This window comes from Mucilaginibacter gotjawali (assembly GCF_002355435.1).
Classification (GTDB): Bacteria; Bacteroidota; Bacteroidia; order Sphingobacteriales; family Sphingobacteriaceae; genus Mucilaginibacter; species Mucilaginibacter gotjawali.
This window is the reverse complement of record NZ_AP017313.1, coordinates 5,044,879-5,059,892: the sequence shown is the minus strand read 5'-3', so window position 1 is coordinate 5,059,892 and position 15,014 is coordinate 5,044,879. Positions and strand designations below refer to the sequence as shown.

Annotated in this window: 17 protein-coding genes; 4 read left to right on the top strand and 13 right to left on the bottom strand. The window is 43.5% G+C overall.

Annotated elements, in window-relative coordinates:
• Positions 1–46: 46 nt before the first annotated feature.
• Positions 47–805 (bottom strand): metallophosphoesterase, encoded by a 759-nt coding sequence (locus MgSA37_RS22350; protein WP_096355183.1) that lies wholly within the window; start codon positions 803–805, stop codon positions 47–49.
• A gap of 538 nt (positions 806–1,343) precedes the next feature.
• Here MgSA37_RS22350 and istA point away from each other — a divergent pair.
• Positions 1,344–2,867, top strand: coding sequence for an IS21 family transposase (gene istA / locus MgSA37_RS22340; RefSeq protein ID WP_232010710.1), 1,524 nt, complete (start codon positions 1,344–1,346; stop codon positions 2,865–2,867).
• A gap of 29 nt (positions 2,868–2,896) precedes the next feature.
• Positions 2,897–3,643 (top strand): IS21-like element helper ATPase IstB, encoded by a 747-nt coding sequence (gene istB, locus MgSA37_RS22335; RefSeq protein WP_096355179.1) that lies wholly within the window; start codon positions 2,897–2,899, stop codon positions 3,641–3,643.
• 166 nt (positions 3,644–3,809) lie between these two features.
• Here istB and MgSA37_RS22330 read toward each other — a convergent pair whose 3' ends face one another.
• Together MgSA37_RS22330 and MgSA37_RS22325 are read right to left on the bottom strand one after the other, a co-directional pair.
• Complete coding sequence (locus MgSA37_RS22330; RefSeq protein ID WP_096355177.1) at positions 3,810–4,472, bottom strand: hypothetical protein; 663 nt, start codon at positions 4,470–4,472, stop codon at positions 3,810–3,812.
• A gap of 14 nt (positions 4,473–4,486) precedes the next feature.
• On the bottom strand, positions 4,487–4,762 hold the full coding sequence (locus MgSA37_RS22325; protein WP_096355175.1) for a hypothetical protein: 276 nt from the start codon (positions 4,760–4,762) through the stop codon (positions 4,487–4,489).
• A gap of 555 nt (positions 4,763–5,317) precedes the next feature.
• On the opposite strand from MgSA37_RS22325, the gene MgSA37_RS22320 reads away from it, so the two are divergent.
• Together MgSA37_RS22320 and MgSA37_RS22315 are read left to right on the top strand one after the other, a co-directional pair.
• Positions 5,318–6,556, top strand: a complete 1,239-nt coding sequence (locus tag MgSA37_RS22320; RefSeq protein ID WP_096355173.1) for a cation:proton antiporter — start codon at positions 5,318–5,320, stop codon at positions 6,554–6,556.
• A gap of 178 nt (positions 6,557–6,734) precedes the next feature.
• Positions 6,735–7,376, top strand: a complete 642-nt coding sequence (locus MgSA37_RS22315) for a histidine phosphatase family protein (RefSeq protein ID WP_096355171.1) — start codon at positions 6,735–6,737, stop codon at positions 7,374–7,376.
• A gap of 39 nt (positions 7,377–7,415) precedes the next feature.
• Here the strand turns inward: MgSA37_RS22315 and MgSA37_RS22310 are convergent, their stop codons facing one another.
• From MgSA37_RS22310 to MgSA37_RS22265, 10 genes are all read right to left on the bottom strand, one after another.
• Entirely contained in the window at positions 7,416–7,649 is a 234-nt protein-coding gene (locus MgSA37_RS22310; protein ID WP_096355169.1) for a hypothetical protein, read from the bottom strand.
• Between the two features lie 183 nt (positions 7,650–7,832).
• Entirely contained in the window at positions 7,833–8,879 is a 1,047-nt protein-coding gene (locus tag MgSA37_RS22305; protein ID WP_157750686.1) for a zeta toxin family protein, read from the bottom strand.
• Complete coding sequence (locus MgSA37_RS22300; RefSeq protein ID WP_157750685.1) at positions 8,854–9,312, bottom strand: hypothetical protein; 459 nt, start codon at positions 9,310–9,312, stop codon at positions 8,854–8,856. Before MgSA37_RS22300 ends, MgSA37_RS22305 begins: the two co-directional genes overlap by 26 nt.
• A gap of 83 nt (positions 9,313–9,395) precedes the next feature.
• Positions 9,396–9,965, bottom strand: coding sequence for a hypothetical protein (locus tag MgSA37_RS22295; RefSeq protein WP_096355163.1), 570 nt, complete (start codon positions 9,963–9,965; stop codon positions 9,396–9,398).
• Between the two features lie 55 nt (positions 9,966–10,020).
• Entirely contained in the window at positions 10,021–10,893 is an 873-nt protein-coding gene (locus tag MgSA37_RS22290) for a relaxase/mobilization nuclease domain-containing protein (protein ID WP_096355161.1), read from the bottom strand.
• On the bottom strand, positions 10,890–11,303 hold the full coding sequence (locus MgSA37_RS22285; RefSeq protein WP_096355159.1) for a plasmid mobilization protein: 414 nt from the start codon (positions 11,301–11,303) through the stop codon (positions 10,890–10,892). Before MgSA37_RS22285 ends, MgSA37_RS22290 begins: the two co-directional genes overlap by 4 nt.
• A 140-nt stretch (positions 11,304–11,443) precedes the next feature.
• Positions 11,444–12,400: a toprim domain-containing protein gene (locus tag MgSA37_RS22280; RefSeq protein ID WP_096355157.1), complete on the bottom strand. Its 957-nt coding sequence runs from the start codon at positions 12,398–12,400 to the stop codon at positions 11,444–11,446.
• Positions 12,401–12,425: 25 nt separating this feature from the next.
• Positions 12,426–12,767: a helix-turn-helix transcriptional regulator gene (locus MgSA37_RS22275; protein WP_096355155.1), complete on the bottom strand. Its 342-nt coding sequence runs from the start codon at positions 12,765–12,767 to the stop codon at positions 12,426–12,428.
• Positions 12,768–12,894: 127 nt separating this feature from the next.
• Positions 12,895–13,848, bottom strand: a complete 954-nt coding sequence (locus tag MgSA37_RS22270) for a hypothetical protein (RefSeq protein WP_096355153.1) — start codon at positions 13,846–13,848, stop codon at positions 12,895–12,897.
• Positions 13,829–14,926, bottom strand: a complete 1,098-nt coding sequence (locus MgSA37_RS22265; protein WP_096355151.1) for a site-specific integrase — start codon at positions 14,924–14,926, stop codon at positions 13,829–13,831. Before MgSA37_RS22265 ends, MgSA37_RS22270 begins: the two co-directional genes overlap by 20 nt.
• Positions 14,927–15,014: the final 88 nt, after the last annotated feature.

The window sequence follows — 15,014 nt, the reverse complement described above, 5'->3', positions numbered from 1 at the left end:
ATTTATTTGCCTAAGTTAAAAGGATTAACAGTAGTGCCGTTATATACTAAAGTTCAATGCGTTTATCAGACTGATAGAACAAATGCTCGTTGCGTTGAACGTAGCCAAGCTGATTGGTCAGCAATTTTGTGTGCCCTATTTTAAACTCAGGAATATTTTGATGGTGATGGCCGTAAATCCAATAATCCGGCGTGGTATTCAAAATCAAATCATCCAATATCGTTGCGAAAGCCTCATTTAGGTAGTCTCCTTTATATTCTGGAGGATAGTTTTTAAAAGTAGGAACATGATGGGTAATTACTACTTTTTTGCCTATTGCATCTGTTTCTAAAGCAGAAGATAGAAATGAAAGGCAGTTTGTATGAAAATCATTATAATCAGGAATTTGAAAGCGCTTCCCATTATAACTAATTTGATAAAAATCATTCAGACTACGTTCTATCCGCCAGCCATTTAATAGGCTGATGGATGACCATAAAGTAGAAAATAATAATCGATGTCCGCCAAATTCTTTAACTACATTATTTAACAGAGACACGTTGCTTCTGATCTTTTCTTCAAATGACCCCGATCTGTTTGAAATATCGCTTTGGTAGTACTCGTGATTTCCCGGTATCCAATAGGCTTCCTTGAAGTGATCACTAATATAATTGAAGAAGTCCTTTTGCTGGTCTATCCGGGTAAATAGTGTTACATCGCCAGCCAATACCAAAATGTCGCCAATGGGTTTGATGGGATTAACTTTTATATAGGCTTCATTTTGGGGGAACTCCAAATGAAGGTCGGAGCAGTATTGTAAAATCATAGTGTTTCAAAATTAGAAAAAGGGGACTTTAAAACCATTATGCGGGCCTACTATTTGACGAAACTTTTTAAATTAATCTTATTTATATCAGTTTTAAATTAGAATGATATTAAAATAAATTGACATAAAAATTACCATTACAATAATTATGGCTGGATATAATCAATATGATTTATTATATTTGCAATATAATTTGCTGCCCGCAAGATAGCAAACTTAATAAAGTTTGTTTTTGGGCCTTACAGAAAAGACCAGCTGTGATGATGCGGTAACCTTGTCTTCTGTATTGTTTCGTGACCTTACTCCGAAGCGATTTTTTCAATATTTTGCCTCAATTAACCTCTTGATTTTTGTTGTGGAGATTCTGATGAACGTGACCACCACATTCCGGCGCAAGCTGACCACCCATTCCGGGGGAAATTGACCAGGGCATTCCGGGGGAAACTGACCACCCCAAACACGTAGCAAATGCTGTAGAAGTAACCATCTTTTGAGGGCAAAGACACCTTCGTAAAGCATGGCCAACTTAACAATCAGCATGAGTAAGATAAGAAAGATACTAAAGATGCACAGCCAGCAGCGGCCCCTACTGACGATAGCTGCCCAGGCCGATGCATCGAGAAACACAGTAAAAAAGTACATAACAGCATTTAAAGCCAGCGGTTTCACCTTTGATGAGGTTAACGCGCTGAACGACAAAGAGCTGGAAGATTTGTTCGGAAAGTCCAAAGAACACCCACCAAATGCGCGTATGCAGTCCATGCTGCGCTGCTTTCCCCACGTCGATAAAGAACTCAAACGAACAGGTGTTAACCGGCAGATGCTATGGGAGGCCTACTTCAAAGAGTTCCCGGACGGCTACCAATACAGCCAGTTTTGCTTTTATTATAACCAGTGGAAGGCCAGGGTCAACCCGACCATGCACATGGATCACAAGGCCGGGGACAAGCTATATGTCGATTTTGCCGGGGAGAAGTTGAGCATCACCGATAAGGATACCGGGGAGATCACGCCTGTAGAGGTCTTTGTAGCCATCCTGGGCGCCAGCCAGTTAACCTACGTAGAGGCCGTTATGAGCCAGCAAAAGGAAGACTTTATAGCAGCCTGCGAGAATACCCTGCACTTTATTGGCGGCGTTCCCGCCGCCATTGTTCCCGATAACCTGAAGGCTGCCGTAACCAAAAGCAGCCGCTACGAACCTACCCTGAACGAAACATTTGAAGACTTTGCCGATCACTATGGTACAACTATATTACCAGCTCGGGCGTACCGCCCTCGCGATAAGGCATTGGTGGAAGGTGCGGTAAAGATCATTTATACCAAGATATACGCGCCTTTAAACAAGCATGTCTACCATTCTTTAACAGAACTCAATGCAGCGATCTGGCAGGCCCTGGAAGTCCATAACAGCCAGTTACTCAAGGGGCGTAACTATAGCAGAATACTACAGTTTGAAGAGATCGAGCGCCAAACCCTCGCACCACTGCCAGTCCTGCGCTACCAGTTTAAGAAGCAGCACCAGGCCAGGGTAATCAAGAACGGCCATGTTAACCTCGGCCCGGATAAGCACTATTACAGTGTCCCTTACCGCTTTATCGGCAAACATGTCAAGCTGTTATACTCCCGCACTACCGTAGAGATCTATTACAACTATGAGCGTATCGCCTTGCATAAACGCAATAAAAACCCCTATGGCTATACCACTGATAAAGAGCACATGGCCAGTACGCACCGCTTTAAAAGTGACTGGACGCCAGATATGTTCCTGGATTGGGCAGCCTCCATTCATGAGGACGTAAGGCTGTATATCCTTCAGATACTGGAGCGCAAGCAACACCCCGAACAGGCTTATAAATCGTGCCTGGGGGTGCTTGGCTTTGCGAAAAAAGCAGGGAACGAACGATTGACTATTGCCTGCCAGCGGGCATTGAGTTATGGTGTCTATAACTATAAAACGATACAAACCATACTGGAAAACAAGATGGATAACTACGAGGAAAGCTTATTTGCCGATGAGCTGCCTATGCCAGATCACAAGAACATCAGGGGCGATTACAAGTAAATAATATACAACAATAAACCAATAACAACATGAACACAAGCACCTTAGACAAACTGCGGAAGATGAAGTTCTTCGGCATGTTCCATGCCTTTAAAAGCAGCATGGAAACCGGTAAAACGAATGATTACACAGCGGACGAACTGCTGGCCCACCTGGTAGAAGCTGAATGGGAAGACCGGCAGAACCGGCGTATAGAGCGCACTATCCTTTATGCCAAATTCCGCTATAAAGCTGCTATAGAGGATGTTCACTACCATGCTGACCGCACAATCGACCGGAACCAGGTTATGCGTCTGGCGGACTGTACCTTTATTGACCGCTTTGAGAACCTGCTGATCACCGGCAGCACAGGTATCGGTAAAAGTTATATTGCTTCTGCCATTGGCCACCAGGCCTGCATATTGGGTTACCGGGTGTTGTATACCAGCACACCTAAACTGTTTGCCAAACTGAAGATGGCTAAGGCAGACGGCTCCTATATCAAAGAGACTGCCAAGCTGGAACGACAGCAACTGCTCATTATGGACGACTTTGGTATCCAGCCTTTTGATGCACAAAGCAGGGCGGCACTCATGGAGATCATTGAGGACCGGCACGGTAAGACCTCGCTGATCATTACCTCACAGCTGCCGGTCAATAAATGGTTTGAGGTGATTGGTGAAAAAACGATTGCTGATGCTATCCTGGACCGGATCGTTCATGATGCGCACCGTATCGAGCTAAAGGGAGAATCTATGAGAAGAAAACGTGGCGTGGAACCGGAAAACAGCCACTAATGAAATTACCTTTTAAATAACTATTTTTGTACATGCTTTTACAGCATTTGCTGCAACCCAAAAGTCAGCTAACCCAGTGGTCAATTTGGCCCGGAACAGGGTGGTCAACATCTCCATAACATACACCACCTAAAATCATGGTTTTTACCCTTAAAAATGGAAAAAATCAACGAATATCTTTAACTTTTCTAACATAAGTATCCATAAATATCTGTATTTCTTCCTGAACTTCTGTAAGTCTCTTTAAATCCCTGGCAATTGAGGATAAAGGGCCTCTTAAATAATATTCGTCACTATTGGACAATTTGGGATAATTTTTATTCACCGGGTATTTTTTAAGAAACGCCATATTTTCTGAACATCGCAGCAGAGATACGCCAATCGAGTTTACTTTTGACGATAAGTTATCGACTAAGGTATCTAAATAAGCACTTTTAAATTCCTCATTTTCAAGGGAAACATCGAACCCGACAATCATAAAAAGGAAAAATTCAATTTTGGCTATAATATCATAAGAAGGTGTCAAATCTTTTCCTTCCATAATATCTCTCAACTTAGAATCACTTATCCCAATTTTCTGCGAAACTTTTACAGCCTCTCTGTGACCTACGACCTTGCTTAATTCATCTCTAATTCTCCTGGTCTTTTCCGTCCGGTCTTGATATAACAGGGTTTCGACCCGAAGAATTTCATGATCAGGTGGCGTATGATAATAATAATGATGCAGAATTTCAGCCGAAAACCCCAATTTCAATCCTAATATCGGTCGTCTTTTTATTTCTGATTTTAAATGGCTCCATTTATTAATCAGCGATTTTTCCTTTGCCATTAATTAACCGCTATTTAATAGAAATCATTGGGGACTACCTGGACTGCCTTTTCAAATCGTTTGACATAAGACATTAGTTTATGTTCCGTTTCAGCCATTGAATCACCAAATGGAGCGGACGGACAATATACACCCGCTTCGTGGTCTAAACGGCAATAATAATTCAAATCCCACTGGTAGGCAGCATTAGCACCTTTTATGATTTTTACAATTCGGCCTTTGATTTTTTCTTCAAGATTGTCAAAAAGAAAAATACTCTCCTTGACGATTTCGTATTGTTCGATAAGCATGTTTTAGGTTTATCAGTAATTATGTAACGTTTATAGGTCTTCTTCATACTATTGGTCAGGTTAAGTCTCAAAAAGAAAGACCCTAACACTCGCTGCCGGGCCTTTCAACCTAAACCTTATCACAATAGGCAAGCAGGATAGCTTACCTGTTTTTGTAATTGTAAAAATAGCTATTTTATTTTAAGAAAGATAGAATAAACAAACCACTACGGCTACACCAAGGCAGGTCTGCGACCTGCTGAACCCACCATCCCTTATTCAACTGTTAAGCAACCAACAGCGCGAGCCGGGTAAAAAGTCAAGGCCGGGCGGGGCCGCTGAAAGCAAACAACTCCCGCCCGCTTGTATAGCCTTTACTTTTTATCCCGGCGGTGGGCTATCTTCGCGGCACAGGTGAATAAGGAATGGCTGCTATTACTATCGTAAACATCTGATTTATAATTATTGCCTAATAATTAATCTACAGTCTGAACATTGTCAGCTATGTTTCTGGATAGCATATTAATCCGCTAAGTTACACCCATGCATTCCAGATAAATAGTAAATTAGCACTACATGAGCATTAACGAGATTCTGACCATTACGATCGTGCTGACCGCAGTATTCGCCTATATCAATCACCGGCTGATCAAATGGCCTCCCACGATTGGTATTATGGTACTGTCCCTGCTATCGTCCATGCTGCTGGTGATATTTGGCAATTTCCATTCTATGCTTTCGGATAAAGCCGTTCAATTAGCTTCCTCTATTAATTTCCGGGAGGTGCTGCTAAATTTTATGCTCAGCTTCCTGCTGTTTGCCGGGGCTATTCAGATTGATGCCGGGAAACTCAAAAAGGAACGCTGGCCGGTGCTGGCCTTATCAACTTTAGGTATCCTGATTTCTACCACCCTGGTTGGCGGGATGACCTGGGGCCTATTCGGGTTGTTTCATTTGCCAATTCCTTTTATTTACTGCCTGCTATTTGGCGCATTAATATCACCAACCGACCCGATTGCGGTATTGGCTATACTGAAGACAGCCAAAATTCCGTCTTCGCTGGAGCTCAAAATTTCTGGAGAATCCTTGTTTAATGACGGCGTGGCGGTGGTGGTATTTGTCACCTTGCTGGATGCCGCCGGTTCCGGGGTTTCCGCTGTTGATTTTTTAGCGGTTGGCAGACTTTTTTTACAGGAAGCCGTTGGCGGGTTGCTGTTTGGCGGCTTGTTAGGCTATATTGGTTTTTACGCCCTTCGCTCGATTGATGATTATAAAGTGGAGGTACTGGTCACCTTAGCCATCGTGATGGGTGGTTACCTCATTGCAAGTCATCTGCACGTATCCGGCCCGCTGGCGATGGTAGTAGCGGGTATCATCACAGGCAACAAGGTAAAAGACGAGGCGCTGTCCGACACCAGCCGGGATTACCTCGATAAATTCTGGGAGCTGGTCGATGAGATCCTGAACGCTATCCTTTTCCTGCTAATAGGCTTGGAAATGCTGATCATTAAGATCAATATGACAGTTTTGCTTATTGGCGTCCTGTCCGTCCTGACCGTACTACTAGCCCGCTGGGTGTCCGTCTTTTTCCCTGTGTTATTATTGCGTTTTAAGATCAAATTTGAAAAACACGCGGTCGCCATCCTTACCTGGGGCGGTTTAAGGGGCGGCTTATCAGTAGCCCTGGCTCTTTCTTTAAGCCCGGCTATGCACCGGGATGAATTCGTGCTCATTACCTATATGATCGTGGTTTTTTCTATTTTAGTGCAGGGTTTGACCATTGGGAAACTGGCTAAAAGATTGCAAAGGACTTAGCCGATTAGTTCAGCAATTTGATCATGACTTCCGCATTCATTACTATACCATCCAACGGAGCATAAATATCTTTGAAGTCCGGGTCGGTGAGGCTGTCGGTATAGATACTGACCATGGCTAGCTTCCAAATTTTTCACGCCATTTTAAAATATAGCTTCATATCAGTAAATTTGAGTCTATGAAAAATGTATGGTTTATCCGCCATGCCGAATCCGAGGCGAATGCCGGACTTCCTACTGACGATCCCGGACTGATTGCATTAACTCCCAAAGGACATGAACAGGCGGAAATTTTAGCTGATATTATCAATGCTGTGCCTGACCTGGTAATCTGTTCGTCCTATATAAGAACGCAACAAACCGCGCGGCCTTTATTGGAAAAACACCCTCAAGTTCAAACATTGGTATGGCCAATACATGAGTTTGATTTTTTATCGCCCAAAGCATGTATTAATACCACCGTCGATCAGCGGCGGCCCTGGGTAAAAAATTACTGGGATGCCTGTCAGCCTGATTCTGTTCATGGTGAAGGTGCGGAATCGTTTAACAGCTTCCGAAGCCGTGTAATTTCGTGTATTAAACGTTTAGAGCAAAGGGACGAAGCGTTTATCCTGGTTTTCGCGCATGGCCACGTCATGCGCGTGATCTGGCAATATTTTACCACAGGCCAACATGATGATCCGGCGGCCATGACCGTCTTTCGTGATCAGATGACCTTATTGCCGGTACATAATACTGCGGTGTTCAAAGCTAGCTACGGTCAGGGTACGTGGAATGTTCTTGACCCTGTATTTGACCCGGAGCTATCCGTAGGTGAATAATTAAATATCATTGGCTGCTGTCAAAAATCAATAGGTTACCTAAAAGTTTGCATTGACCACCACTATTTCCCCGGTTGCAGCGTTTACGCATACAAGTTCCCGGTGGTCAGCATATTGGTGGACAAACATGTTTTTGGAATTACCATAGTGGTAAATATTATAAAAACCGGCCTTAAGATTTTCGGCCTCTACCTTTTCAATTACCGGACGTAATCGATCTTCCATCTCTTTCAAAGTACATTCAAAGATCGGTTTATAAGGGTCTGCTTCCATTGATATATTATTACACACTAATTTACAAAAAGGTTATCGCCTATTTCAGATCACTTCGTTTTGGACCGCTAGATTTCGCAAGATTCGCCGCGAAACCCTGACCACGAGGGCAGCAAAGATGGTTTCGCACATGCAAAACTACATCTTTGCTATTACCTCCAGGCGGTAATTAAACAGGGTAATTTACCGGCTCGGCCCACCCATGCCCCGGTCTTTACCAGGGCCTTTGCGTATAAATAGGTTTTGGCGTTGTTCCTCGGCCTTTCGTTGCCGCTCTAATTCCTGCCGTTCCTGCGCGGCTTTTAGCTCTTGTGCTGACTTTAGTTCCTGTGCTGCTTTTAACTCACGCTGCTGCTGCTCGACCAACTGTTGCATTTGGCCGGGGGAGATATATTGAGTTTGCATTTCCTCTTTGAACTTTGCAATTTCCCATTTGGGCGCGTTCCTGACTTCTTTAAGCTGGATGACCGATTGCATTTTCTGTTCAAAAAATTGCACCAGTTTATCCGGCCAGGGCTGATCGAATACATGCTGAAAGACCTGTACGGCGTTGGGGGGATTGGTGGCGATCAGGTGTACACCATGAATATCCGAATGCAGGCCCGAGGCCACATTCCGGCCATATATCTCCAACTTACTGTATAAAGATTCCGCCTGCACCGTTATCAGTGAGGGGATCAACTTGCTGTAACGATCGTCGTGCGCTTCCTTAATGACCATTCTCCCGGATTCATTCTCCAATTTCTGTTGTTCATAGCGATCCTGAATGCCCAAAAGACTTAATTGTGGATGTACTGCAAGCAACTTGAGGTTAACCTGGTAATCGTTTTCCCTTAATCCGTTGATGACGCTATTGATATAGGGGCCGTCTGCAAAAGTAACTTCCATAATAAAGTTTAGCCGGTTCTCTACACAATAATCCATTAGACCGGCCCGCCATTTCCATGCATAGTCCCCGGTAATATCAGGATAATAGGCTTCGTGCTTTCTTTTAATGGTTTCCGCATCAGGATGAAAGTCCCGTAAAGCATCGAGGTTACAGATCATAACATTACCACCCAATTCTTTTTGGGCGATAGTTTCCAGTTCGCTTTTACCTGCACCGGGTTGCGCGCCTATGATAACAGCGATAGGGTTTTCAGCAGGTGTTAAATTACCCCGGTGGTTATCGATGATATAGAGTTGCGCCTTTTCAAACGCAGAATCACTCAGCGCATACAAGGTTTGCAACGTTTTGGAAAGGGATGGCGAATAAGATTCGCTTATGGTATTTTTTTTTCTCTGCCAGCAGTATCGGACTGTATTTAGCGATGATCTCCTCCATGCGCGGCAGGCTCATGAAATTTTCCGGATCACGGTTAATGGCTAATGCTTCATCGCGTAAACTAACAAGTTCTTTTATCCGGTCCTGGTTAGGTTGCGGTTTATCCATTTCTTTCATGTGTTCCCGCGAAGCCAGGGCCACCAGTCCGTTCACAATGGATTTAGCGCTTTCTGTTAATGAATACCAATCAAGCGGGTTACGTTCTTCAACCTTGACAGGTGCTGGCAATGGCCGTTTCAATTCTTCGAGTATTTTAGCATACTCCTGGTAATCCATGATTACCCTTAGTGGTTCGCCGTTAGCATCCGTAATAATTTGGGTTTCCATACTCTTGTCCATAACACTATTCAAATTTAATAAATATTAAGTAATTAATTGTTGTTTCGCTGTGCGCAGCTGTCATACGGCTGTCTGTTTTTTGATCATTTGCTCGCATCTTCCAAAGCTTTTGACATTCTTTTTTGCGTTGCAGGGCCGGAATGGTTATAAACATAATTCCATGCATTGATGCAGTTATTACCGTCGATATTTTGTTGATGTGCCCGGTAGGCGTCCAATGAATCACGGACAGTCAGGCAAACAAAAAATAAAATGATAAAACCTAATAATGAAGGGATCAACCTGCCATAGACCAATTTATAATGCTCCCTGTGGTTGTGTTCCGGGAACAGGTTAATTTTCAATGACCTGTGGATCGGCTTTGGCCCCTTGTCAATAGTTTGGTTAATGTCGGCCAAACCATTTGTTAAGGTCTTGGTTACCGGCGATAGGTCAGCTGGTGGCGCGATGACCTTGATATTCTTCAGGTCCTCTTTAAAATCAGTAACCAGTTGCCCGATTCCCTTGTTTTTTTCAGCGATTAGCTTGTCTCTTGCCTCCCGCTCGTTGGTTTGCACCGCCATAAACGCATGGCATTTTTGTAGCTCAACAGTCATATCGCCGATGATGTCTTTCAAGCTTCGTTCGTCTAATTCTAATTCTTCAGTTTTCATTGCTTAAGTATTTGAGTTAATTAATTGGTTATTCGTCTTTCTTTAGATATTGTTATCACATATGCATACCGTGGCTCCGGTCGCGTTTTTGCTCCCTGATTTGCTCCTGTTGCCGTTGCAGGGCCAGTTTTTGTTGTTGCTGCTGTTGTTGTTTTAATTGCTCTTTTAATTGTTGTTCCTGTTTTAATTTATTTTCAATGGTTTGCAGACTGTAGCCAACCTGGCTGCCCTTAAAGTAGACCTGCTGCTGATCGGTAAAAGCGATGCCCCTGCCTTGTTCCACCTTATAGCCCCGGTCTTCCATGTATTGCTTTACCTGCTGCACATCCCGGCATTGCTTGATGGCTTTGGAAAGGTGCTGCTTCAAAACTTCCTTTCGCTGGTCGATCCGCTGGCTTTGCGCTACGCGCTGTTCCGGCGCCAGGAATTTGTTTGGGCTTAATACTTTTTCCAGCTTATAGGCCAGTTCCATTTTGCGGCAGGTTTCGGCCACACGCTTGTAACTATTACTGTCGCCCGCTGTCTTGCCGTCATAACCGATGCGGTTGGCGACAATATGCAGATGTTCATGCTGGGTATCTGCATGGGTAACGACCACATACTGATTACGATCAAACTCGAACTCTTTGGCCAGTGATGCGGCGATATCCGCCTTTTGCTGGTTATTGAGCTTGCCTGCATCGGCATGGGCTAAACTAACGGTCAAATGAAACACCGGCTTGCTGACCTTTGGATTCAGTTTGCTGACCTCGATAAATTGCCGGATCAGCTCTTTCTTGTTGCCGAAACATTGGTTGTAGGCGATGACCTGTGCCTGCTTCTTTTCCATTTCCTGCCGTTGCTGTTCCTCGGTTTCCTGGAGCCTGCCCTCATGCAGGTAGTTCAGGCAACCCCGGAAACTTTTGCCGGTAACTATTTTTCCGATCATTGTAAATAGCTGTTTATGGTGCCAATTAAACCTTGTATCTCGCGGACACATTGATTGAGCAGCGCCCGCTCCAGGGCGTTCAGTTCGTCCCCGCTGTTACGTTTCCGCGCCAGCTGGTTAATGTTGGCCGCCGTGTGATTTAGGGTGCCTTTAAGTTCCAATACTGACTTGGGCAGACTTTTGATCTTCACCTGTATCCTGTTTTTCAAACCCAGGTCGCGCAGGAACTCTGATACCGTTAAACCCACCCTTTGGGCATTGATCTCTATCATCTTTTTTTCCAGGGGTGTACACATGGCTGCCAACAGCTGCCGCCGTTTGTGTTGCTTTGTTGGCCGGCCTCCTTTGGCTGCACCTGTTTTATTTTTACCGGCTGTGGTGATCCCGGTCTTGTTAATAGTCTTATTCATTATCGTAAAAAAGTCTTCAAAAATCCCCCGAATGCGATAGCATGAGGGGGGCCAGCGAGTTTTGGCATAGCCAAAACATAGCTGGCTCACCTAAAAAGTGAGATATACAACTATGCCCATATACATATATATGGGGCGCTTTAGCGCCGTAAGCTATGGCCATGCTTTTCATGCGGTTGGGTGTTTATTTCCTGTTGTAATGTGTTCTGTTGCATTGCCAGCAAATAGGCATTAATGTCGTTATGACCCTGGTAAAAACTACTCGCATCAATCGCGTGGATACCTGCTTGCTTCAGTTTTTCGGTTGCGGCGTGGCCTGCGCTATCATGGTTCAGGTATTGATAAACATCCTGGTAACCACTTAGCAATTCGATACTCCTGCCGATGAGGGCAACCGAGTTCAGTACGATAATGTCGGTAGGCGTGTCGGGGAATTTCCGAAATCGTTGCAACGACAGGAAATCCATAAAGCCCTCGACCAGGCATACCGCCTGTGCGTTGTTATGGCTGCTGATCACCGTAATGTCCTTTGGTGATGATGACCCCTTGAACCAGGGATTGCGCAGCTCATAGCCTCCGGAACGGTTCTCAAAACCGATAGCCATATAGGTCTTGTCTTTAATGCTAAACTTGACCTCCCGGCAAAACCAGCGAACACAAGTGAGGTCAATACCCCGGCCGGTAATGTATGTGATCAGGCCAGGACTGTGCAACGGCGTAACGTCCAGTACGATAATACGCGGCTCATCCGTATCATTAGCGCCGCTAACGGGAGATGCCGTCTCGCGTTCCGCCGTAGCCACCCATGGCTGATGAAAAGAAAGGGTGTAGTCGTCCGCGGACAGGCGGGCCAGCAGTTCTTCCACCGAGCAGCGGTGCAGCCGGATGCCCAGGTCGATCAGGTTGCCGCCTTCGCCGATGCCGTGGTCAAACCAGGCATTCAACCGGGTATTGACTTTAAAAGAGGCTGTGTTTTCCTCCCTGATCGGGGACAGGTACCAGTGATCGGCCCCTTTGATATATTGCGGGTGAAACCCGCATTTTGCCAGGTATCCAACTATCGGAATTTGCCTGGCCTGGTTACAATCTAATGTCATAGGAATTAGTTTTTGATCGCTTGATTTATTTGCGGCGTGCTCTGCGTTTAAACACAAAATTTTCGGCTCTGTCTACTATTTCCTCGTTGGTCAGTTTTTTATGGGACATTAACCAATTGACAATTGCCTTTTTAGAGAACCGGACACCGCCATTGGGCAGGGCGATATAAGGGATTTCACCAGCTGATTTTAATTGGTAAAGGGTCTGGCGCGCGTAACCGGTGATTTTTTCTGCAATCTCATAGCCCCCGATTTCATCATCATCGCTCGTTGGCGATGCGGGTGGGGTCGGTGCGGTTTCTTTTAGGATAGTTAATAAATCCGAAACTTTCAGATCTATTAAGCGCATGTTTTCGTTGATATTCATTCGTCTTCCGATTTAATTCGGAAGCAAAAAAATAGAACAAAACGAACCTATACGAACGGTTGATTGGTAACGAATGACCGTACTTTATGCTATGCTGTCAGCAACTATTGGAAACTATGCAAAGTGCTTAGTCAAGGGAGATGGACTTATATACATTAATGTACTCAACAGGAGTATCTTTAAACCGCTGTCCTTCTAAAAAAACAAGGTTTTTCAATTTGTCAATAATAAAAACATCGCGTAAAAGCTCCCGATGTTTATGATGGAGAATATCGTGGGAAAGAACCTTACGATCTTCAATGCAATATTTGAGAAATCCGGCCAATGATTTGCTGACAGCTGATACGTAGACAACAGGAACGATTTCTACCCGTCCAGCCGGATCAATATTGAACAGGTTGCCCCCTTTGCTGTGTCGATTTAAGCTGTCAAGGAATTTTTTAAATGCGACTTCCTTTTCCTCCAATCCTTTTCCCTGCAACCAGAAACTATAAAATGAAACCGGCTGTACGTTGAATATATCAGAAATGTCACTGGCATTTGAGCTGCCATGTAGCTTTTTTTTCCATTCCTTGCCAATCAATAAGTTGAATATTTCATCACGTACTTTTTTTTGTTTAACCGAAAACATATTTCTACCAACCAGGTAACCGATGATGATGATAATTGAAGCGATAATAAATGCCTTAGCAACAAATAAAGGGTCATGTTTATTACCGCTATAAAAAAGCAAAAAGAATACAACTATTGCCACCGCCGCTATATAGGTCAAAATAAGCAGGTAATGAAACACATGTGTAAGAATGTAAAACCACCGCAGCTTTTTTGCTTCCGCCTCGGTTAAGCCTGCAAACTTTTCCCGGAGCTGCGCCAAACGCTTTTCATAACTAAGTTGTCCAAACCTATCACTTAGTTCATCAAGCCAGTCTTGAAAGCCGATGGATAAAAAGACCTGTGCAGGTATAATCCAAACTGAAAGTACACAAAGGCAAATCAGTAATGAAATCCGAAACCCTGGTATCAGAAAATATACCAGGCAAAACGTAATTAGCATTAAGATTTCAAAGAGTATCTTTTTCATTTGCTAATGAGGGGAATTTTGACATTTCTAACTTTTTTTTCTGATCAACAATTTTAGCATAAACTTGTGTCATTTCGATTTTACTATGTCCAAGTAATTCTTTCATCGTATAAATGTCCATGCCGAACGTTAGGCCGATGGTGGCGAAAGTGTGTCTTGCAGCATGAAAGTGAAGGTTTTTCTTTATACCCGCTTCCAATGCCCAAAATTTTAGATAAACATTAACAACCTGGCTTGATGGCAGATCCCAAAACACCTTTTTATTAATCGGATGCTTTGGAAGTTTTTCGATGATTAATTTAGCGTCTTCGATTAGTGGCACTATGACGATTTTTTTCGTGGTTTTGGCGGGCCGGAAAGTAATCTGGTCATTTTGAATTTCACTATAAACTAATTTTTTTACATCTGAAAACCGCAACCCTGTGAAGCATGAAAATAAAAAAGCTTGCCGGATCTGACTGTTCCCCTTTTTGGGGATGAAATTAGCTAAAGTTCGTACTTCTTCGATGGTAAGGGTGGTACGCTCTGAATCTTCCTCTTCGATGATCTTGAAGCTACTAAATGGCGAAGCTTGGATAACACCTTTTACAACCAATTTATTGAAATGCTGACGAAAAACGGACATATAGGCATTAGTGGTATTTCTGCTGACCTGGTTAAGCAGGTAGCCTTGAAAGTTGCTTAACAAATCTTCATCCACGTCCTGAACTAAAACATCTCGCTTAGGGAAGTACTTCTTAAGGTGAATAATAAGGCATTCTAATTTGTAATTAAATTTCTTGGACAAACATTGATCAAAATAATCTTGAAGATTATAATTTATTTTTGCGCGTTGTTTATACCCATGCTCTGAGAAATTTAATTCATCTTCTCGTTTATTGCGAAGTGCCTTTATGATTTTAAGCTTATCCTTATCAGCCTCACTAATCCGTGTTCCGGAATCAGAATAGTCCTTATCGACATAAATCTTAAGGAACTCATAATTGCGCTTACCTTTGCCCTCACCGGTGTTAGAATAAATATCGAGATAGGCACTAAATTTGCCGCTGCTTAGTTCTTTATATCTAATGGTTACCATAAAATAATTTGTTACTTTTGTTACTCACGAAAGTCGAAAAGTAACAACTGAGTAACAAAATTAACATAAAATTAAAAAGAATGCAAAA